At 43.4% G+C, this 21,332-nt stretch carries 22 protein-coding genes; 11 read left to right on the top strand and 11 right to left on the bottom strand.

The annotated features are described in order from the left end of the window. The first annotated feature begins 318 nt into the window (after positions 1 to 318). Positions 319 to 1,686: an anaerobic C4-dicarboxylate transporter DcuC gene (gene dcuC, locus CWO27_RS10965; RefSeq protein WP_009845449.1), complete on the top strand. Its 1,368-nt coding sequence runs from the start codon at positions 319 to 321 to the stop codon at positions 1,684 to 1,686. A gap of 193 nt (positions 1,687 to 1,879) precedes the next feature. Here dcuC and CWO27_RS10960 read toward each other — a convergent pair whose 3' ends face one another. Together CWO27_RS10960 and narQ are read right to left on the bottom strand one after the other, a co-directional pair. Next, positions 1,880 to 2,512 (bottom strand): response regulator, encoded by a 633-nt coding sequence (locus CWO27_RS10960; protein ID WP_008219279.1) that lies wholly within the window; start codon positions 2,510 to 2,512, stop codon positions 1,880 to 1,882. Beyond that, positions 2,499 to 4,229 carry a nitrate/nitrite two-component system sensor histidine kinase NarQ gene (gene narQ / locus CWO27_RS10955; RefSeq protein ID WP_048660079.1) on the bottom strand — a complete coding sequence of 577 codons (1,731 nt, stop codon included), beginning with the start codon at positions 4,227 to 4,229 and terminating at the stop codon, positions 2,499 to 2,501. Before narQ ends, CWO27_RS10960 begins: the two co-directional genes overlap by 14 nt. 253 nt (positions 4,230 to 4,482) lie before the next feature. On the opposite strand from narQ, the gene napF reads away from it, so the two are divergent. From napF to CWO27_RS10925, 6 genes are all read left to right on the top strand, one after another. Continuing rightward, complete coding sequence (gene napF, locus CWO27_RS10950) at positions 4,483 to 4,962, top strand: ferredoxin-type protein NapF (protein ID WP_102431377.1); 480 nt, start codon at positions 4,483 to 4,485, stop codon at positions 4,960 to 4,962. Between the two features lie 23 nt (positions 4,963 to 4,985). Beyond that, positions 4,986 to 5,291: a chaperone NapD gene (locus tag CWO27_RS10945; protein ID WP_019824440.1), complete on the top strand. Its 306-nt coding sequence runs from the start codon at positions 4,986 to 4,988 to the stop codon at positions 5,289 to 5,291. Next, entirely contained in the window at positions 5,288 to 7,777 is a 2,490-nt protein-coding gene (gene napA, locus CWO27_RS10940) for a periplasmic nitrate reductase subunit alpha (protein WP_102431376.1), read from the top strand. Before CWO27_RS10945 ends, napA begins: the two co-directional genes overlap by 4 nt. A gap of 124 nt (positions 7,778 to 7,901) precedes the next feature. Next, positions 7,902 to 8,363: a nitrate reductase cytochrome c-type subunit gene (locus CWO27_RS10935; RefSeq protein WP_017062614.1), complete on the top strand. Its 462-nt coding sequence runs from the start codon at positions 7,902 to 7,904 to the stop codon at positions 8,361 to 8,363. A gap of 29 nt (positions 8,364 to 8,392) precedes the next feature. Next, positions 8,393 to 8,974: a NapC/NirT family cytochrome c gene (locus tag CWO27_RS10930; RefSeq protein WP_009845456.1), complete on the top strand. Its 582-nt coding sequence runs from the start codon at positions 8,393 to 8,395 to the stop codon at positions 8,972 to 8,974. A gap of 11 nt (positions 8,975 to 8,985) precedes the next feature. Continuing rightward, positions 8,986 to 9,123 (top strand): TIGR02808 family protein, encoded by a 138-nt coding sequence (locus CWO27_RS10925; RefSeq protein ID WP_010430103.1) that lies wholly within the window; start codon positions 8,986 to 8,988, stop codon positions 9,121 to 9,123. Between the two features lie 175 nt (positions 9,124 to 9,298). On the opposite strand, the gene phaC is transcribed toward CWO27_RS10925, so the two are convergent. From phaC to CWO27_RS10900, 5 genes are all read right to left on the bottom strand, one after another. Further along, positions 9,299 to 11,125, bottom strand: a complete 1,827-nt coding sequence (gene phaC / locus CWO27_RS10920; RefSeq protein WP_102431375.1) for a class I poly(R)-hydroxyalkanoic acid synthase — start codon at positions 11,123 to 11,125, stop codon at positions 9,299 to 9,301. A gap of 75 nt (positions 11,126 to 11,200) precedes the next feature. Beyond that, entirely contained in the window at positions 11,201 to 11,548 is a 348-nt protein-coding gene (locus CWO27_RS10915; RefSeq protein ID WP_048660075.1) for a phasin family protein, read from the bottom strand. A gap of 132 nt (positions 11,549 to 11,680) precedes the next feature. Beyond that, on the bottom strand, positions 11,681 to 12,892 hold the full coding sequence (locus CWO27_RS10910; protein ID WP_102431374.1) for an acetyl-CoA C-acetyltransferase: 1,212 nt from the start codon (positions 12,890 to 12,892) through the stop codon (positions 11,681 to 11,683). 25 nt (positions 12,893 to 12,917) lie between these two features. Then, positions 12,918 to 13,658 carry an SDR family oxidoreductase gene (locus CWO27_RS10905; protein WP_048613548.1) on the bottom strand — a complete coding sequence of 247 codons (741 nt, stop codon included), beginning with the start codon at positions 13,656 to 13,658 and terminating at the stop codon, positions 12,918 to 12,920. A 530-nt stretch (positions 13,659 to 14,188) separates the two neighbouring features. Beyond that, on the bottom strand, positions 14,189 to 14,869 hold the full coding sequence (locus CWO27_RS10900) for an SH3 domain-containing protein (protein WP_102431707.1): 681 nt from the start codon (positions 14,867 to 14,869) through the stop codon (positions 14,189 to 14,191). Between the two features lie 96 nt (positions 14,870 to 14,965). On the opposite strand from CWO27_RS10900, the gene CWO27_RS10895 reads away from it, so the two are divergent. Together CWO27_RS10895 and CWO27_RS10890 are read left to right on the top strand one after the other, a co-directional pair. After that, a complete protein-coding gene (locus tag CWO27_RS10895; RefSeq protein WP_102431708.1) occupies positions 14,966 to 15,541 on the top strand; it encodes a hypothetical protein in 576 nt (191 codons plus the stop codon). 268 nt (positions 15,542 to 15,809) lie between these two features. Beyond that, complete coding sequence (locus tag CWO27_RS10890; RefSeq protein WP_017062621.1) at positions 15,810 to 16,052, top strand: hypothetical protein; 243 nt, start codon at positions 15,810 to 15,812, stop codon at positions 16,050 to 16,052. 168 nt (positions 16,053 to 16,220) lie between these two features. On the opposite strand, the gene CWO27_RS10885 is transcribed toward CWO27_RS10890, so the two are convergent. Continuing rightward, a complete protein-coding gene (locus tag CWO27_RS10885; RefSeq protein ID WP_102431709.1) occupies positions 16,221 to 16,679 on the bottom strand; it encodes an Lrp/AsnC family transcriptional regulator in 459 nt (152 codons plus the stop codon). A 149-nt stretch (positions 16,680 to 16,828) separates the two neighbouring features. On the opposite strand from CWO27_RS10885, the gene CWO27_RS10880 reads away from it, so the two are divergent. Both CWO27_RS10880 and CWO27_RS10875 read left to right on the top strand, forming a co-directional pair. Next, positions 16,829 to 17,758, top strand: coding sequence for a DMT family transporter (locus CWO27_RS10880; protein ID WP_048666318.1), 930 nt, complete (start codon positions 16,829 to 16,831; stop codon positions 17,756 to 17,758). Positions 17,759 to 17,904: 146 nt separating this feature from the next. Beyond that, positions 17,905 to 18,369 carry an exoribonuclease R gene (locus CWO27_RS10875; RefSeq protein ID WP_102431710.1) on the top strand — a complete coding sequence of 155 codons (465 nt, stop codon included), beginning with the start codon at positions 17,905 to 17,907 and terminating at the stop codon, positions 18,367 to 18,369. A 49-nt stretch (positions 18,370 to 18,418) separates the two neighbouring features. Here CWO27_RS10875 and CWO27_RS10870 read toward each other — a convergent pair whose 3' ends face one another. The 3 genes from CWO27_RS10870 to CWO27_RS10860 form a co-directional block, all read right to left on the bottom strand. Next, positions 18,419 to 19,792, bottom strand: a complete 1,374-nt coding sequence (locus tag CWO27_RS10870) for a sensor histidine kinase (protein WP_102431711.1) — start codon at positions 19,790 to 19,792, stop codon at positions 18,419 to 18,421. Positions 19,793 to 19,837: 45 nt separating this feature from the next. Next, on the bottom strand, positions 19,838 to 20,569 hold the full coding sequence (locus CWO27_RS10865; protein ID WP_102431712.1) for a response regulator transcription factor: 732 nt from the start codon (positions 20,567 to 20,569) through the stop codon (positions 19,838 to 19,840). Between the two features lie 81 nt (positions 20,570 to 20,650). Continuing rightward, positions 20,651 to 21,331, bottom strand: a complete 681-nt coding sequence (locus CWO27_RS10860; protein ID WP_102431713.1) for a spondin domain-containing protein — start codon at positions 21,329 to 21,331, stop codon at positions 20,651 to 20,653. Between the last annotated feature and the right edge of the window lies 1 nt (position 21,332).

The following is a 21,332-nucleotide window of genomic DNA, read 5'->3' as shown; positions in this document are numbered from 1 at the left end:
GTAAGAAATAGCCCTTTCCTTTTGATTTCCACCACTAAGTTAGAAAAAGCATAATTTTATAAATTAAAGCATTAATATGCAACTTAGCACAACAAAAGTGATCCAAGCTATATTCTAGCAAACGATATAATTTGTTTATTAACATCTAAACAACAGTAGTTAATCACGATTTACAACCACAATTAACATCAAAAAAAATGTTTGTCTTAGATCATATCAACCTCAACTATGCCTCGTGCCACAGTGCCGTTTTCTGTACATTCATTGTCATATTCTGAAACACTTTCTTATATTTTTTTAAACTTTGTGGAGATTTCTATGTTAGAGCTCTTGATCGGATTAGTGATTACTATTGCTGTTGGTTACTTTATTGTAAAAGGCTATAAAGCGGCGGGTGTATTACTAACTGCTGGCCTTGCCCTACTTCTTATTACTGGCCTTATTGGTCACACAGTCTTACCAGCTAAAGTCGCTTCAACAGGTAACATGGTTACCGACTCACTAGAATTTGTTAAATACATGCTTCAGTACCGCGGGGGCGGCCTAGGCATGCAAATCATGCTTCTTTGTGGTTTTGCTTCATACATGACTCACATCGGCGCGAACAACGTGGTAGTGAAGCAGTTCTCTAAACCACTTGCTGCGATCAAATCTCCCTATGTACTTCTTGTTGCGGCTTACATCGTAGCGTGTCTAATGTCTCTAGCAGTAAGTTCTGCAACGGGTCTTGGTGTGCTATTGATGGCAACCCTATTCCCAATGATGACGGCAATGGGTATTTCTCGCCCAGCGGCAGTTGCAGTTTGTGCGTCACCTGCTGCCATCATTCTTTCGCCAACCTCTGGTGATGTGGTTATCGCGGCAGAAAAATCAGGCATGTCTCTTGATGTGTTTGCTGTTCAAACGGTACTGCCTGTTTCTATCTGTGCGATCATCGTGATGGCAGGTGCGGCTTTCTTCTGGAACAAATATCTAGATAAGAAAGAAAACACGCCAATGGAAAAAGTAGACGTTTCCGAAATCGAAACAACAGCACCGGCTTTCTACGCTGCACTTCCATTCTTACCTATCATCGGCGTTTTTCTATTCAACGGACGGACTATCCCTGGGCTTTCACTTGATATCTATACCATTGTGGTAGGTTCTATCTTCGTGGGCGCGGTCATCGATTACGTTGTTAAGAAGTTTGACGGCGAAAAAACACTAGAGGATTTAGACTCTTGTTACCAAGGTATGGCTGACGCATTTAAAGGCGTGGTAATGCTGTTGGTTGCGGCAGGCGTATTTGCTCAAGGTCTAATGTCTATTGGTGCGATTGATAACTTAATTGGTCTTGCTGAATCGGCAGGTGCAGGCGGTATCGCATTGATGCTTATCCTGACGGGTCTAACGGTTGCTGCAGCTATCGCAACAGGTTCTGGTAACGCGCCTTTCTATGCATTCGTAGAACTGGCTCCATCATTAGCGGCGAAAATGGGCTTGAACCCAGCGTTCCTAATCATCCCAATGCTTCAAGCATCTAACTTAGGCCGTACTATTTCACCAGTATCTGGTGTAATTGTAGCGACATCTGGTATGGGTAAAATCAGCCCATTTGAAGTAGTCAAACGTACTTCTGTACCAGTAATCTGTGGTCTTATTACCGTTATCTTCGGCACGCTTGTATTGGTTCCAATGGCAGCGTAAGCCTTAAGTTTCTAATCTCAAAGAACGAAGAACAAACGAACACCAATACTGATATAAAATGCGTAAACCAAAAGGCGCTGAACCTAATAAGTTCAACGCCTTTTTTTAATCTCATTTTCTCAACATCGTTAAAACTATCGAGATATGTATAAACAGTAAGGCTTGAAATAGTGTTATCTCAAAGGAACAAGCCCTACTTCATTTCACCATAGCGTTCTAGATACAGAACCGTTGCAGCAGTACGTGAAGGCACTTGTAGCTTTTTCAGCAAGCTTTTCATGTGTACCTTAACTGTCGATTCAGAAATAAACAGGTGATCTGCTATCTGCTTGTTACGGTAACCTTTCGCGACTTCTTGAAGGATTTGCATTTCGCGTTCAGTCAGTTGGTCGAAGATATCATTGCGACTACCAGCGTCATTTAAGTAACGAGCAACCACACTGCTGTAAGCTTTGTCACCGCTGTGTGCTTGCTTAAGCAATTCGATTAACTCATCGGGTTCTGTGTCTTTTAACAAGTAGCCGTCAGCGCCGGCCTTTACGATCGCTTCAATGTCTGCAGGGCTATCAGAAACCGTGAGAATAACGATGTTAGCGCTTGAACCATCAGTACGCAGTGCTTTCAGCGTATCAAGTCCAGACATGCCTTTCATATTAAGATCCAATAGGATCAAATCAGGTTCTTCTTCATGGGCAAGAGCGACTGCTTCAGTACCGTTACTTGCTTCTGCAATCACTTCGAATTCATCTTCAAAGCTCAGTAATTGGCTTATACCTCTGCGCATCAATGGATGATCATCAACCAGCATTACTTTACAAATCGTCAACTTTAACTTCCTTCAAACTTTTATATTTCAATATGACTGTACAGCCTTCACCTTGAGCCGCTTCAATCGTTAAGTCGCCATTCAGTCTTGCCGCACGCTCCTGCATAATACTCATCCCGTAGTGGTTCGTCTTGGAACTACTTGAGTCAAAGCCATCTCCATTATCTTTAATCACGACTAATACTTCACCGTCCTCATCGATACAGCATACATCTATCAAGTCGGCATTGGCGTGTTTTATTGCGTTTATTGTTGCTTCACGAATCAATTGAAGCAAGTGAACCTGACTGTGTGCATCAAGCTCTATGGATGAAAGATTATTGGTTAGGTTAATCTTTGCATCTGTTCTTTCACTGAGCTCTTCAAGCATGGTACTTAGAGCCTCGCCGAAGTTGCCCTCTTTTATTGTCAACCTAAAGGTTGTGAGCAACTCTCGTAATTGAGTATAGGCATCAGCTAAACCGTTGCCGATTTCCGACGCTATTTGTTCAGATTGCTCTCGATGCTGTTGTTCTGGCAATTTGCCAATCACGCGCTTCAACAATGTCACTTGGATTTTCAGATACGACAGTGATTGGGCCAATGAATCATGTAGTTCACGTGCAATTGTTGCACGCTCTTCCATAATAATAAGCTGTTCTGCTTTCTTCTGCGCACGATTATAATAGATCGCCCGTGATAACAGTTGGATAAAGCTCTCAATCAGAGTCTTGGTTGAATGGCCATGATGATATGAACAATATAAATAGCCTAAGATAAGCTCATTATCATCCAACTTCATTTCAAACTTTTCATAATCCAAGTTCGAATCATACCCTTCGTCCATAATCAATGAACGACCCGAACTATCAGCTATCTCAAGCCTTAACGACTCTATTCCTTCTAGACTGACTAGGTGCTGCAGAATAGCTCGGAAGTTTTCTGGTGCGATACGTGTAACCGTAAGTTCTTGTGACGAGTGATAAAGCGCCTGCAAAGATTGGTTGGCGTTTTGCAGCTCAACTGTCTTAGCGTCTACAACTGACTCAAGGTTTCGATAGAGCACGCCCAAATCTTTGGCCATCGAGTTAAACGTTTTAGTCAGAATACCCAGTTCGTTGTTATTGGTGACCTTTAACTCTACCTCAAAGTCACTGTTTTTGATCCGCTGACTGGCTCCAACGAGCGCATGCAATGGCTTAACAACTTGTTTACGTACAAAATGAACAACAAAAAGAGATATGACCAAAATTCCGCCTAAGCCAACACCACCGGCCCACGCCAATTTTATTAACTTATCTTCTGAGAATTCTTGAAGCTTGAAAACGAAGCCATCTATCTCAGTAACAAAGTTCTCAACCAACACGAGATAGTGCTTGCGATCTTCACTGTTTAATACTTGCTTCAGTTCATGCCACCGACCAATAATTAAATAGTAATCTTCTGTGATGTCTGTCGGAACATTCCAACTGACCAAATTGGTCATTGATGGAGAATAAAGAGAACTTTCGAATTCATGAATATGAGATTCGTAATCGACGGATTCTATTTGAATATCATGGGCTAAACGGTAGCTTTGCATTCGCATTGAACCAGCCACGTTAACCGCTTCCGCATCATTCAAGCTTGAAGCCAAAGTAAAGATGGCAAAGCCAGTCGTAGCAACCGACAACAGCAGTATAGAGAGCAAGGATTTTGCTATCGTACTTGTTACAGATGAAACCGGTTTTATAAGCAAAAGTGCCTTCCTATTGATAAATGACTTGCCAGCGATATCGTATTGTCACACATCAAAAATCATAGCTCCATTCAATATGTGATCACTCGCTCCGTAATTTATTGATCTAAGACAATATATGCCCCCAATTAGCCCTTAGGGGGTATTTATACAATTGTTTCTAAAACTACACTACTTATGAGGACAAATTACAAGATATTAATGGAATATTGACCTAAAATTACAACATCTTAGCAACATCTATAGGTATTAAGTGGTAGATCTATCAAAACGCCGTCTGTTCTCTAGAAGAAAAGTTGACTCAAGCCAGATTCGTTTGCCTTGGATTAACAACTTAGAAAGCTTTACAGATGACTGTACTCGCTGCGGTAAATGCATCGAGAATTGTGAGACTAAGATAATCATTGTAGGCGATGGTGGTTTTCCCACTGTCGATTTCTCTATTGATGAATGCACGTTCTGCTATCAATGTGCAGATGTTTGCCCCGAACCCATTTTTAAGCCAAAGCAGGGAGAGCCTTGGCAAGCAAAAGCACATATCTCTGATAAGTGCTTAGCGCAACAAAATGTTGAATGCCGAAGCTGTGGTGACATGTGTGAACCTATGGCCATTCAATTTCAACTTAGAGCAGGCAGTGTTGCTCTACCAAAAATCAAGTTAGATGAGTGTAGCGGTTGTGGAGCCTGCGTAGCAGTTTGCCCTACTTTAGCTATTCTTGTGAGTAATGCATAAAACAAAAATAACGAGAGCAATTTATGGCACTAAATGAAGTGCATATATCAAGTTTAGTCGTGCATGTGAGCCCAGAGCATCTAGACGAGATCAAAGCACAAATCGAGCAGTTCGATAATGCAGAGATTTACGGCAGTAGCCCTGAAGGCAAAATCATAGTGGTCCTAGAAACCGAAAACCAAGGTTTTGTAACGGATACCATCGAAGAAATTAATAATATTACGAACGTTTTAGGGACAGCTTTGGTTTATCACCAAATCGAAACTGGACTGGACGAAACGGATTTAGAAACTGGAAGCAACAATTCTCAACTTGAGGGTGAAGTATGAAAATGACAAGACGTGCGTTTGTGAAAGCAAACGCAGCTGCATCAGCGGCAGCCGTTGCAGGTGTAACTCTACCGGCAACAGCAACCAACCTGATTGCTAGCTCTGATCAAACAAAAATCACGTGGGATAAAGCGCCTTGTCGTTTTTGTGGTACGGGCTGTTCGGTACTGGTAGGTACTCAAAATGGTAAAGTGGTTGCAACTCAAGGCGACCCAGAAGCTCCTGTAAATAAAGGCCTTAACTGTATTAAAGGCTACTTCCTTTCAAAAATCATGTACGGTAAAGACCGTCTTGAGACTCCTCTACTTCGTATGAAAGACGGTGAGTTCCATAAAGATGGTGATTTCGCACCAGTATCTTGGGACAAAGCTTTCGACGTAATGGCTGAGAAATGGAAAGCTTCACTGAAGAAGAATGGCCCAACAGGTGTTGGTATGTTCGGTTCAGGCCAATGGACAGTAATGGAAGGCTACGCAGCGGTTAAGATGATGAAAGCGGGTTTCCGTTCAAACAACATCGATCCGAACGCTCGTCACTGTATGGCTTCAGCGGTAGGCGCATTCATGCGTACTTTCGGTATTGATGAGCCAATGGGTTGTTACGATGACTTTGAACACGCAGACGCATTCGTACTGTGGGGTTCAAACATGGCAGAAATGCACCCAGTACTATGGACTCGTATTACAGACCGTCGTCTAAGCCACCCACACGTTAAAGTAAACGTTCTGTCTACTTACTACCACCGTTCTTTCGAGCTTGCTGACACTGGTTACATCTTCAATCCTCAGTCTGACCTTGCAATTGCGAACTTCGTAGCAAACTACATCATTCAAAACGATGCAGTTAACTGGGACTTCGTGAACAAGCACACAAACTTCAAGCAAGCAACGACAGACATCGGTTACGGCCTTCGTGACGATGATCCACTGCAGAAAGCTGCTGCGAACCCTAACTCAGGCAAAATGACTGATATTAGCTTCGAAGACTACAAAGCTTCTGTTGCTGAATACACAGTTGAGAAAGCGTCTGAAATGTCAGGTGTATCTCATGACGACCTTATCAAGCTGGCTAAGCAATACGCAGATCCAAACATCAAAGTAATGTCACTTTGGACGATGGGTATGAACCAACATACTCGTGGCGTATGGATGAACAGCCTTGTGTACAACATCCACCTTCTTACAGGTAAGATTTCTACTCCAGGTAACAGCCCATTCTCACTAACGGGCCAACCATCTGCGTGTGGTACAGCTCGTGAAGTTGGTACATTCTCTCACCGTCTACCGGCAGATATGGTTGTTGCTAACCCTAAACACCGTAAGATTGCAGAAGACATCTGGAAACTTCCAGAAGGCACTATCCCAGCTAAACCAGGTGCTCACGCTGTAGTTCAAGACCGTATGCTTAAAGACGGTAAGATCAACGCTTACTGGGTAATGTGTAACAACAACATGCAAGCCGGTCCAAACATCAACACTGAACGTCTGCCAGGTTACCGTAACCCAGATAACTTCATTGTATGTTCTGACCCGTACCCAACGGCAACAGCTCAAGCTGCTGACCTTATCCTTCCAACAGCAATGTGGATCGAGAAAGAAGGTGCTTACGGTAACGCAGAGCGTCGTACACAAGCATGGTACCAACAAGTGAAAACCGTAGGTCAAGCTAAGTCTGACCTATGGCAAATCATGGAGTTCTCTAAGCGCTTCACTATTGAAGAAGTTTGGGGTGAAGAACTGGTTGCGAAAATGCCTGAGTACCGTGGCAAAACCATGTACGACGTGCTTTACAAAAACGGCAACGTTGATGCATTCCCACTGTCTGAAGCTCAAGAGCTTAACGATGATGCACAAGCTCAAGGTTTCTACGTTCAAAAAGGCCTATTCGAAGAATACGCAGCCTTTGGTCGCGGCCACGGTCACGATTTAGCGCCATACGATCGCTACCACCAAGTTCGTGGTTTACGTTGGCCTGTTGTTGACGGTAAAGAAACACTATGGCGCTTTAAAGAAGGTTCAGATCCATACGCTAAGAAAGGCTCTGATTGGGACTTCTACGGTAAGCCAGATGGTAAAGCACTGATCATCAATGCCCCATACGAAGCGCCACCTGAAGTACCAAACGATGAATACGATATGTGGCTATGTACAGGTCGTGTTCTTGAGCACTGGCACACAGGTACTATGACTCGTCGTGTACCAGAACTTTACAAAGCAGTACCTGATGCACTGTGTTACATCCACCCTGCTGACGCTAAAGCTCGTGGCCTTCGTCGTGGTGATGAAGTTCTTATCGAAAACAAACGTGGTGAAGTACGCGTTCGTGTTGAAACTCGTGGTCGTAACCGTCCACCACAAGGCTTGGTATTCGTACCATTCTTTGATGCAAGAATTCTGATCAACAAGTTGATCTTGGATGCAACGGATCCTCTGTCTAAACAGACGGACTACAAGAAGTGTCCAGTTAAGATCACTAAGGTTTCTTAAGAGCCATATGCTTTTAGAAACTAGGTACAAGATCTAACGTATTTAATATTGCGGCTACTTTTTTTGTGAATTTTGAAAAAAGTAGTCCACTCAAAGAATTAGCCTTTAGGCGGAGAAATTAACCATGAAAAAACTGATTACTGCCCTACTATCAGCTGGTCTTTTGCTAGCTGGTGCAGTTCAAGCTGAAGCTGAGCTGGATAACCCAGGCGGCATTGGTGGCGTAGAATCTCTACGTGGTGCAAGTGAACTTGAAGCAACTCGCGCAGCAGATGACTTCAAAAAGTTCCCTCGTGACCAAGTACTTGAGAGTGACTACGTATACCAACCACCTCTAGTGCCTCATACTATTCGTAGCTATGAAGTTTCTCTTAACGCTAACAAGTGTCTTTCTTGCCACAGCTGGAAAAACGCAAAAGAAATGGGTGCTACTAAAGTGAGTGTAACTCACTACATGAACCGTGAAGATGCGGTACTTGCAGATGTATCACCTCGTCGTTACTTCTGTCTACAGTGTCACGTACCTCAAGCTAATGCTAAGCCACTAGTTGAGAACGAGTTCAAACCTGTAGATTCACTGCGTTAATCGTAGCCGGACTGTAAGAGAGGCTATATATGATAAAATTACTTAAAGCGTTTTGGAAAAGACTCGCGACACCAAGTAAAGCAGCCGTAGGCGTTGTTTTGTTCTTGGGTTTCTCGGGTGGTCTTTTGTTCTGGGGTGCATTCAACACAGGTATGGAGGCAACCAACACGGAAGAATTCTGTTCTGGCTGTCACGCACCTATCGTTGCTGAAATCCAAGAGACAATTCACTACTCCAACCGTTCTGGTGTTCGTGCTATCTGTTCAGACTGTCACGTACCTCACGAATGGACGGATAAGATTGTTCGTAAGGTTCAAGCATCTAAAGAGCTATACGCTCACTTTATTGCGAAGACCATCAATACTGAAGAAAAGTTCAAAGCGCGTCGTGCTCACCTAGCGGAACGCGAATGGGCTCGATTGAAAAAGAACGATTCACTTGAATGTCGTAACTGTCATCAGTTCGATTACATGGACTTCTCAGAGCAAAGCCCTCGTAGTGCAAAACAACACTCGACTGCGCTAGCTTCTGGTGAAAAAACGTGTGTAGACTGTCACAAAGGTATTGCACACAAACTACCAGACATGCACGGCGTTGAAGGCTGGCAATAAGGAGCGATTGAATGAGTACTTTAGAAAGCGTAATTTGGCACATCCTAGGTTACAGCGCTATGCCAGTTATCATTCTTGGCGGCTTCGCAGGTGTTGCAGCCGTATCTCTTTGGATTTTATCTATGGGTAAAGACAAAGAAATCGATTAATAATCGAGATTGCATCAACGTCTACCAGTTGCTTCTGATAGGAGTTGATACGAAAAAGCCACTGATTTCAGTGGCTTTTTTATTATCTGGCGTTTCTGTTTACTGCTAGGGGGATGATGGAACCTTAGTAAAACGACATCGCAGCTAATATAAAGAAAGCCTTATATAGCAAAATCTAAGCTTCGTTTTTCGGAGCTTCTGTATCAGCAGGCTCTTTATCGACAGCTTCTGTATCAACAATCGGCAGCACCTGTTTTACGTAGTTGCCCGGCGCTTTGCCTATCACAGGGTTAAGCTCAGAACCTTGATTGAATGGTTCGATTTGCTCGTCAGTCTCAAAGCCCTGTAACCACTGATCCCAGTGTGTCCACCATGAACCTTCATTATGGCTTGCGTTTGATAGCCACTCATCAGCAGAATCATCAAGATTGTCATTCAACCAGAACCCGTACTTCTTCTTGCCTGGATGGTTAACAATGCCTGCAATATGACCGGATTCACCCAATACAAAGGTTTTGTTGCCACCCGTATTCAATGCACCGCGATAAGTCCCCTGCCACAAGGCAATATGGTCTTCTTTGGCTGAGATGAAGTAGCTTGGTATTTTGATCTTATTCAGATCTATCCAAACGCCACCAACTTTCACGCCTTTGTCTTGAACGAGTTTGTTCTCAAGGTAAAGCTCACGCAGCAAGAAGTTATGGCACTTAGCAGCTACGTTTGTGCTATCACTGTTCCAATACAACAAATCAAACTCCATTGGGCTGCTGCCTTTGAGGTAATTATCAATGTAGTAGTTCCAGTACAAGCTGTTTTCACGAAGCAAACTGAACGTCACACTCAATGAACGACCATCCATATAACCTTTGGCGTCGTTCTGCTTCTCAATCGCGTTAATGATCGTTTCGTTGATATACGCGCCAACCTCACCCGGCTGCGAGAAATCCAACAAGGTTGTAAAGAAGGTCGCGGTTTTAATGCGTTTCTTCATGCGCTTCGCAGCGTAGTAAGCAACCGTAGAGGCTAATACCGTACCACCGATACAGTAACCTGCTGCGTTAATCTGCTCTTTACCTGTGATGTCTTCAATCGCCGCAACCGCTTTCACTACACCTTCCGTGACATAGTCACCGAACTCTTGGTCTTTCTGCGCCTCGCTCGGATTACGCCAAGACATCATGAATACGCTATGTCCTTGCTCTAGCAACCAGCGCACCATCGAGTTCTTCTCACGAAGGTCAAGAATGTAGTACTTGTTTATAAACGGCGGGACGATCAGCAAAGGCGTCGCATTGACCTGCGGTGTCTTGGGATAGTATTGAATCAGTTCAAACAACTCGTTTTGAAAGACAACATCACCTTCCGTGTTAGCAACATCAACACCTAATCGGAAAGCGTTATTGTTAGTCATACGGATCTTGAGGATATCAGCACTCGCTTCAACGTCTGCTTGTAACTGCTCTAATCCATCAAGCAGGTTTTCACCATTTCGCTCGAGCGTTAGTTTCATCAACTCTGGGTTAGTCGCAATGAAGTTGCTTGGAGAGAGAGCATTGATTGCCTGACGTGAAAAGAACGCCACACGCTCTTTGGTTTTCTCGTCGATGCCTTCGATAGAATTGATGGTGTCAATGTAGCTTTTGCTGAATAGCAAATAAGATTGCTTGATAAAGCTGTAGAATGGGTCGTTTTTCCACGCTTCATCAATAAAGCGCTTGTCGCTGCGACCTTCTGAAATAACACTTTCGGTGTTGCCCATCAGCGCGGCATTCTGCCAGATCTTAAGTTGTTGTTCCCACCATTGAGATTGTAGCTGAAGTAGAACGGCGGGTTGGTTGGCGGCTTGCTCGAAGATTTTTGATGCATCATCAAAGTTCAATTCTTGCATCGCTTGATTGAGGGGAGATTGCGCGGCTTCCTTGTTTTGTTCAAAGTTTTCCCACCATTGCTGGTTCGTTTGTTGAAGTTTAACAAGGTAGTCCGAAAAGAAGTGTTGAAACATAACATGACTCCAATAATCGGAAAATCGCCACCGAGCCTCACAGTAAACACAGTGCTAACTCGATGGCGATTTTATTTATGCAGGTGTAACTGTTTTCAAGTTTTCAGTTGTTAGTGTTTCAACATCTTCTTTGAACTCTTTTGCCGCAGCTTGAAGCTTAGCACTGTCACTCATCATCTGTTGAGACAGCTGAGTTAGCGCTGCTAGTTGCTGGCTGTTGAAAGCCGTTAGGCTAGTCACGTCTTTGATTTCAGTCACTGCTTTCATTTGCGCAAGCCCCATGTCCGTGTAAGTCTGCATAGCATTCATTTGCAGCTCTGTCATCGTTTGGACGTTCTTTGCAACCAACTTGTTGAACTTTAAGTACGGTTCAAATTGCTTTTCAGTTTGGTCAGTAATTGTTTTGAAAATATCCGTGTACATAAATAACTCCTGATGAATACATAGTTTAATAAATTTGTGTCACTATCGATTCAGCCGACGCTTATCGACTAACTCACGATGCTTTGCAAAGCTGAATCGATCTTTTTAAGCTTGCCACCGATATGTCAGGTTCTAACCTTCCATACCTTTTAGCAAAACAGCGGTTCCCATTCCTCCACCCACACAGAGTGAAGCAACGCCATAAGTCGTTTTCTGTTCAAGCATTTCATGGATGAGTGAAACAATAATTCGATTGCCTGAAGCACCTAAAGGATGGCCAAGCGCGATTGCACCACCATTCACGTTGACCTTTGGTTTGAACGCATCAAGCGGGAAATCATGCTGCTCTGACAATTGGTACATCACGCCAAGAGCTTGAGCTGCAAACGCTTCATTCAATTCAAACAAATCTACTTCTTCTAGAGTTAGATTCGCCTTATCAAGCGTTTTCGAAACAGCTTCTACGGGTCCTAAGCCCATGATCTTTGGGTCCAGACCAGACTGTGCGTAACTGGTCAGTTCCACTAAAGGTGTTAGACCATGTTTCGCTACCGCAGATTCAGACGCTAAGATGATTGCACTCGCGCCATCATTGATGCCCGAAGCGTTACCAGCCGTGACTGTTCCTTCACGGTCAAAGGCAGGACGAAGCTTTTGTAGACCTTCGAAGGTTGCATCTGACTTCGGGTACTCATCGGTATCAAAAGTGACAGTTTGTCGACGCTGCTTAACTGCTACAGGCACAATTTGATCGTTAAACTTACCTGCTTCAATCGCCGCGACTGCTTTCTGTTGGCTTTCTAGGGCATAGTTATCTTGAGCAAGGCGAGAAATATTCAACGTATTCGCGATATTTTCAGCGGTCATGCCCATGTGGTAGTGATTAAACGCATCGGTTAAGCCATCACCAACCAGTAAGTCTTTCATTGAGATGTCACCCATTTTGTGACCATTACGAACGCTCGCTGGAACCACAAAAGGAATTTGGGACATCACTTCAACGCCAGCAGCAATAACCAATTCAGCATCTTGTGCTTTGATGTGCGCCGCGGCGTCCATCACTGATTTCATGCCGCTGCCGCAAATCATGTTCACACCGTATGCTGGTGTTTCCTCAGGAAGCCCCGCATAGATGGAAGCCTGACGCGCAACGCCCATACCTTGACCAGCAGAAATCACGTTACCGACAATCACTTCATCAATGACATCTAGGGGAAGGTCTACTGAATCTAGAGCACCTTTGATCGCTACACCAGCCAATTCACCTGCGTTAACGTTTTTCAATGAACCCGTAAATGAACCAATTGGTGTGCGTTTCGCTGCAACAATAAATACTTTTTCCATTATTCAATTCCTGTCAGTTTCGCCATTAGTGCATGTACAAGCCGCCATTCACAGACAATGTCTCGCCTGTAATGTACGCGCCAGATTCACTCGCTAAAAAACCCACTGCATCTGCAATTTCAACAGGTGTTGCTAAGCGTTTCATCGGGATTTGGTTCTTGATTGAATCCAGTACTTCAGGTTTCATTTGCTCAACCATTGGCGTTGCAGTGTAACCAGGGGCAATCACGTTCACTGTCACACCGCTACGAGCACCTTCCGCTGCCAAAGCTTTAGAGAACCCAATCATTCCAGCTTTCGCTGCCGAGTAATTAGTTTGTCCGAATTGACCTTTAAGACCATTTACTGAAGATATATTGATGACTCGGCAGTTACCCTTTTCACACATAGGAGCGAACAGAGGTTGAGTCACGTTGAACAAACTGTTTAAGTTCGTTTCGATAACCTCTTTCCACGCTTCGGCATCCATCTTTTTAAATACGCTATCACGTGTAATACCTGCGTTATTGACTAGCACATCCACCGTGCCTTCTTCTTCTAACAACTTGCTTAAGCTCAGCGCACATTCCGCGGTATTAGTAACATCTAATTCAAACAATCTCACTTGGTCTTCGGTGAATTGTTTTTCATTAAACCAATCCAATGCACATTGGTAGTTTCCAGTAAAATAAGTCGCGATAACACGATAGCCGTCTGCAACTAATTTAGAGGAAATTGCTGAGCCGATACCGCCTTTTGACCCTGTAATTAAAGCAAGTTTTTTCATTAATGGTTCCATCCCTTACAAGCAATTAAATAACAATGATGTTAATAAGATAATGTCTTAGTTGATAATTAAACTTTACGTTTTGCTTTAATTAAACCCTACAACTCAAAATCAAAAAATATTATTACAAATGGGAAATATTTATATCTTATGATTGAAAACTTGACTTCCCTCTCAAAATCAATGAAATGTTGCGAACATGTAAACCAATGCAAGGTGCTGATATCATTAGGATTTATTTAATTTTAACTTTATCACCAAGTAGGTAAGTCATTGTTAATAGGAGATAAACCTATATTTTTTAGCTTGTTTCAAGAAGAATGCAAAGTGAGAATTTGAAATGATTGACCATGGAAATAATAACAAAAATCTTATTATCCATTAATAAATGGTTCATTATCATTCTATATGAACTTCAATATAATTAACGTTCTGAATTGGAAAACTGAACATTATGGATAGGCAAAAAAAAGCCCACTCAATCTATGAGTGGGCTTAATTAAAATCATTAATAAATAGAGCGTGGGTTGCTACTTCGTAAATATTTCATTTGTATTTACATCAAGATAAATTTTGTTTTCAATGGACAACCCGCCACAATAAATAAAATAAACATCTCGATTGCTGTACTTAACCGATTTCACCCATCCGCCGAGTTCTTCAAAATCACTTGGGGCACACTCCCCTTCAGAGATCAGTTTAGCCACCGAATTACGGAATTTCTCTTGATGGATCTTGAGGTCATCAGACTTAACCAAATAGGAATCTAATATCTCTTTGCTTTCTTTTTCTGAGATAATCACTTCATCATTAGATAGACCTGACATAGACACCCATTCAGCTGTCTGCGGGCCACCTTCTTTGAGAACAATATAATCAGAGATACGAGCCCATTCGCCTTGTTTCTCTAATACTTCGACTTTTTCACCTTTGTAGAGATAATCTGTTATCAACCCATCAATTTCAGGTTGCTCTACCACTTCAAGCTTTCTATCCAAAACGTAAAATTCCGTCTGTTCTGGTTCAGGCTGCAGATCCATGATGGGTGCCCGGTCGAATTCTGACTGCTGAGTAACTTCTACAGCTGGCTCTTCCATTTTCTCTGGTGGAATTGGGTCTTTATTCATGACCAAGAAGTAATACGCAGCTCCTCCTCCGCCCAATATTAACAACACAAGTAAAGCGATCAGCGCTTTTTTCATCAAATCCACCAGCTCTTCCGTTTTAGGTATCTTTCAAGTGTACATCAACTCATGCTGCTGCTCATCTATACTCTCTATAGAGAACGCGGTAAGTAGAGGAAAGTCATGAGTTTTTGGGTGAAGGTTATCATTGTGTGTGTACCTTTGAGTGCTAATGTCGTGCTAGCAAACCAATGTAGCAGTGAAAACTGGCAACTACTGCTGGATCGCCAGCTCTCATTTGAAGGACGTTACAACCAATACACCAAAGAATTCAACCAAGTTCTCTCAACCTACAAGTCACAAACGCTGTTATCCAAACATTTCACCAAAAAGCAGATCGTTGAGCTTTGGGCAAAGTACGAGCAAAGGTTTAATGTACAGCTCAATAGTCATATGAATACCGCTTACGATGTCTCTGAGGTTCTATTAAAACAGGCATACGTTGTGTCTACCGAGTTAGATGGAGCTGAGTCTCTCACACACTCTTGGCAAGCCGTCGCTAAACATTGTGCTAGAGCAAAACTACCGAGACAAACAGAAAGTGCACAAGTGCACGTACAAAGCTCACAATCACTCTCCCGAGATCTCCATACACTCAGTGAAAAATTCCGGCAGCTGTCGTCAATATACCGTAGAGAAGCTACGATGATTGATGAAGCACGCCACACAAACCAACCAATAAGCGATGTATCAAACTGAAGAAGCCATTAGATCACCTCACTGTTTGACTGGACTTTTCCGATTAATATGCTCTACCCACTTCATACTATTCTAAGAGCTCGCTAATCAAAGATTTATCAATAAGTTGTAAAACTAATGTGCTAACTATCAACAATAAAGTTCAATTTCCGACCAATGCAAGCGAGTATGTGAGATATTCATCACAAAATAGATTTACAAACGCCAGAAAATTGTTATCATGAATCTTCATATAACTTAATAACAAGAAACATTTTGGCTAGGTAATATGCAAAAGACTATGGCTTTCAACTGCTTGAGTAACACGGAATGGACTGCAGAGATAAGAGGTAAACTTTTATCTGTAGCTAAACACATGGAAGAGTTCGGTTCAGTAAGTGAGCTAGAGCTATGTAAGATATTTGGAGAAACAATTTGGAATGATGGTGTGGATTACCATTCACATGCTTTTTCATTCAGAATTAATGCACAAACTGGGGATTGTTCAATCTCTAACTTTAAGTATCACTAAGTTTTGCACCTACATATACGGAGTACCTTTCACGAGGTTCTCCGTTTTTTATTGCCGTGAGTTTGTCATCCTGTGAGAGATGTTTGGTAACTTTCTCGCTCTTCTTTAAAGATCAAACCATTTCGTTTTCAGCTCACTTTACCGCCGCGTTACTGCTCTTATTTTGGTTTAATCGGTATAAATTGGCAGTGGCGCATTACCTTTTACTTGTCTTATCGCAAGGTGAGTATGAATGTCTTTCACGTTAGAGAGCCTTTGAAGTTTTCTTGTAAATGCCTCGTAGGCCATCAAGTTCGGGCTAACGACTTCTAACAGATAATCATAAGCGCCAGACACCACATGACAGCTGATCACCTCCTCCATCTCGACAATCGCTCCCTCGAACTTATCGATCGACACTTCTTGGTGGTTGTTTAGGCTCACTTCGACAAACACACTCATCGCCACACCCACCTTCTCTCGCGATAAGCTCACGCGGTAACTGTCGATAATGCCTTTTTCTTCAAGCCTTTTGATACGTCTAGCACAAGGTGACGGGGATAAGCCTACTTCATCAGCTAACTCTGCCGTGGTCAATCTACCGTCCTTTTGCAGCAACTCGAGAAGATGTCTATCAATTCTGTCCATAGTGAAAGCCATTCATTAGTTAAATTCGTTAACAATTGAAAGAATGTTAGCAGAAATCCGCAATGATAGGTCAAGTTAGAACGAAACTTGCCAACTTAAGGCACGAGCTCTCCTCCATAATTAGTCATCATTCACTTTCATTGTTTATTATGAATCTTGGCTATCTATCAATTACCATCACTCTGCTCATTTGGGCGAGTTTTTTCCTTTCTCTTAAAGGCGGCGCAAATTCAGATTTAACACCTGCAGATATCGCTCTCACAAGATTTCTCATACCGGCTTTGGTTTTATTGCCTCTGATATGGAAAGCACGCAGCGTGATTGCTGAAGTCCCTAAACGGTATCTAACGGGTATGTTTGTCGGTAGCGGATTGCCTTATCTGCTTGTTGCAGGAACGGCCATGCAGTTTGTTCCGGTATCACATGGCAGTGCTCTTGTTCCGGGCACGCTCCCTCTTTTCGTAACAGGAATTGCCGTACTCTTTTTTAAGCAGCCGCTCAGCCGACACCGTGTTGTCGGTTTAGGTTTGGTCTTGCTCGGTATTGTGTTGTTTTTGGGAAGTAGCTTAAGCAGCTTCAACTTTGAGTACACCAAAGGCCATTTGTTGTTTTTATGCGGAAGCTTAATGTGGGCAACGTTTACCATATCTGCCCGTGTCGCTAATCTTAATGCGTTAGTCAGTGCCGGTTTTATTTCGCTCTGCTCTACTTTGCTGTTACTCGTCCTAATCCTGACCGGAACACTCCCAAGCCATCTAATGGATACACCTATCGCTAATTGGCCCTACACAGAGCTTGCCGTTCATTCAGCTGTGCAAGGCGTTGGGGCGGGTTTAATAGCGGCGTTCACTTACCTTTATGCGGTCAATACCTTAGGGGCTGAACGTTCTGCCGCCTTTGGCAGTGCAACCCCCGCAGTAGCAACCTTGTTAGCCATCCCGCTTTTTAACGAGATTCCCGATGCGATGACTTGGCTCGCCCTTGGTTCGATTTGCATTGGCAGTTTGGTTGCGAGCAACATTTTTATGAGAAACGACCAGTCCATGCAATACCAACCGCCAAGTCATAGTAAAGCGTAACGCTTTTTATATTCACCATTTTCGCTAGTTTTCAGGTATGCGGCATCCAGATAAGTCTGCAAAGGTAGGCTTATCTAAAATCTGCTTTTTCTAAGCTCGCTTCTCCATTAAACTGTCCGACCTTTTTGCTGATTCAAGAGAACACCATGCAACGCGACTACACCTTAAATTGTTTAATCACCATGCCTCGTCATGAACTAGAAGAATTTAGTTTAAGAATGATCCATCGCCTTGTTCCTGAAGACGCAATGACAGAATTGTTCACGTTTGAACAAGAAGAAGTCACCAGCGAAGAACGCATGCAATCAGCGAAATTTGACGCAATGCTTCGAATGACAGCTATCGCGCTTGGTGAAGTGAACCTAGCCTTCTCAGAGTCGGATAACTCGCAACAGAACATCGAGCGAATGACTCGCTTACTGCTTTGGCACTTCTACTCAATTTCTTTCAACCTTGAAGAAGCAATCGCAATCGAAGTGCACTGTGAGAAAGTAGAAAAGATTTTAAAGAATGCACCTAAAGATGCATTTGGTTGGGTTAAAGAATTAACTGAGCTACTTCACTTCTACGCAAAAGTGAACGAAGGTAACGAAGGCAGCAAAGACGCTTAACGTTGCTTCTACGTAAATACACACCAAGCTAAACCAAAGGCAGACAGAACTATACCGAAGGCAAGTAAAAGCTTTGCTGAAATGAGTTCTCTGCCTTTGTTGTTTCTAGCACACTGTGATGCAACATCAGTATAGACTGCGCGATCTTGGTTCCTATTCCCAATGAACCATTCGGTGCTTCCTGCTCCACCTCATTTTGAATCACCACCTTCACCCGCTTCGAATCCGGTTCTAAATCAACACTCAGTGAAACTACTGTTCCAGTTGGGCTATGCCTCAACGCATTGTCTAGTAAGTTCAAAATCAACCTTTCAAGCAAGTCATTGTCACCAGCTGCTTTTACTCCATCAGGTATATCAACCTTAAGTTCGACATCTTTATGGCGGTACTGACTCTGAATCGTTTCTAAGCACTCGCTAAGCAACCCATTCAAATCTATCGATGCGTATCGATAGGTAGGGACAGGATTGTCATGTTTGGCACTGTCGAGCAGTGAATGCAATTGTTCAGACAGTTTATTACCATTGCGATACGCGACATCAATCAGTGAATCCGATTGAGGGTTTTGGATCTTCCATGTTTCTAAGTAACCCAACACACTTGATAACGGTGTTTTCAAATCATGGCTCAGTTGCAATAAACTTTGTCTACGATGTGAAGACTGATACTCAAGCTGTAAGAATTGCTGCTGAATGTGTTTCGCCATCAACTGATAAGAGCGTGCGATCGGCACCAACTCCGGTACTTGATGTATGAAGTTGGGGTCGAGGCGGAAATCTTGCTCTGCTTGCTGTTGTAGCTTATTGGTAACCTCTTCAATAGGGTTCAACAGGCTACGTTTTACGAGCAGGTAAGCGCCAATCGCAAAGCCTAAGATAGAGATCAGCATAAGCCCGGCTAGCGCCATATAAGGCGTATCGACTTGTGAATTGGCAATGACGGTATGGCGGTTACTGCCAATCAACACATACAGATACCCCACCGTAGAACCCAACTCTTCAATCGCAGCAACAGAGAATACCTTACGAGATTCAGGGTTGATCGGGTCTTCACCCAGAATCGGATAAGGCTCGTCATTTAAGAATTGTTTAATGGGTGCTAAGTCTATCTGGTTTGCCAACACAGTGCCCTCTGGTGCGGCGTGTGTCGTGATATTGCCCTGACTGTCGAGAAAGTAGATGTCGAAATCGGGACCAATCAACATCAAGGTATGAAATATGGATTTGAGTGCTTTCGGGTTGTAGTCCGTGCCAATCATCAGAGGATTATCATCACGCATGTGCAGCGCGAGATCTTTATGTAAGCTCTGCTTAGTTCTTTGTTCTATAGTCTCTTTTTGCCAATGATAGGTATAGGCGATAACCACACTCACGAGCAGAAACCACAAACTGGTAAACAGCACTAAACGCGATTTGAAACTCATGTTCTCTCCTCGATGCCTCTTAAGCTTAAGATGCGACACATAACCCTAAACTTTCGATTCGAACTTATAGCCCACACCCCACACGGTTTTGATGAAGTCATCGTCGCTATTCGGCACGGCCAACTTAGTTCTCAAACGGTTAACGGTGCTACACACCGTGTGGTGATACCCAGAATGATCGGTATTCCAAACGTGATTGAGCAGCTCGTCTTTGCTATAGACGCGCCCCGGTCGGGTAGCTAAAAAGTGAAGTAACGTAAACTCGGTTGCGGTAAGTGGGACATCTTGATTATTTAATGAAACCTGATGACGCTCAGGTTGGATGGTAAGCCTGCCAAAACTCATTACGGATTCGGTTGACTGCGGATCTTTCACTATTGCTTCAGAGTGACTTAAGCGACGCAGTATATTCCTTACTCGAGCTTGAAACTCAAGAACGCTGAAAGGCTTGGTAATGTAGTCATCGACCCCGGCTTCTAAGCCTAAGACCTTATCTAGCTCAGTGTCTCTAGCTGTAAGCATCAACACAGGCGCCCAGTCTTCTTGCTGACGTAGCAATCGACAGAAATCAAGACCGTCGCCATCAGGTAAGCCTCGATCAAGCACGATCAAATCAAACTGGCTTCCCTGATATAACGCTTGAGCCTTTTCAATTGAATTGGTTCTTACAACATCATGCCCTTGGAACTTGAGGTGCATCTGCACCAGCTCGGCCAAATCATCGTCGTCTTCGACCAGCAATATGTTTGCCATCAAATTTACCGCAGCACTATTCATGATCCCTGCTCTATTCTGAGTCTGCCCACCTTTCAATTGACCGGAACAGAGCAGGAATTCTTTCATCGTGTATTCAACTAGTTACTCAGTGCGAGTGATGGTAATTCGCGCACCGGGGTTAAGGAAACGATGGTTGCCACTTAATGCGGAGGTCGCAAGACCATCATCTTGGCTGATGACACCAGGATGAAAACTCACTACATCGGTGTCGTCTCGTGTGGTATTAAAGCCCTCACCACCGCCTGCTGGTCCCGGAATGGTTGCAGCAAGCTCATCGTTGAGCTCAGTTCCTGAATCCCACACATTCATGTTCATAACGAACGTGTCGCCCACCGCCAAAGATTTCAGCGATAAACCAGATTCACCAACAAACGCATCATTGGTGTTCACCAACATAGAGGCAACTGAGATATATTCCTCTTGATTTGGGTCGATACGAATAGACACCGTGTCTTGCTCACCCGAAAGAATTAGCCCATTGCCTGAGATACCTTGATAGACATTAGCGTCGCTGTCGCTAAGCGCGATAAGTTCAGCATTGCTGCCGCCTTCAGCTAAGTATTCAAGGTCAACGGAAGCACTTTGCCCGATTTCAAACAGATCAAAACTGGTGTTGTGCGTCAGCACCGCAAGTGGCGACATAGGTTGGTTGGGCGTGAGGTTAGTAACACTCACATCATAGCGATAGTAATCATCGTCATCATCAGGACAACCGGCTAACACGGCAACAGAGGCAGCGATAAATAGAATTCTAGCTTTCATA

Origin of the sequence: Vibrio sp. 10N.286.51.C3, assembly GCF_003050065.1 — a bacterium.
In the GTDB taxonomy this organism is placed as follows: Bacteria; Pseudomonadota; Gammaproteobacteria; order Enterobacterales; family Vibrionaceae; genus Vibrio; species Vibrio crassostreae.
Note: the sequence above shows the minus strand (reverse complement) of the source record. Positions and strands in the feature narration are given on the sequence as shown.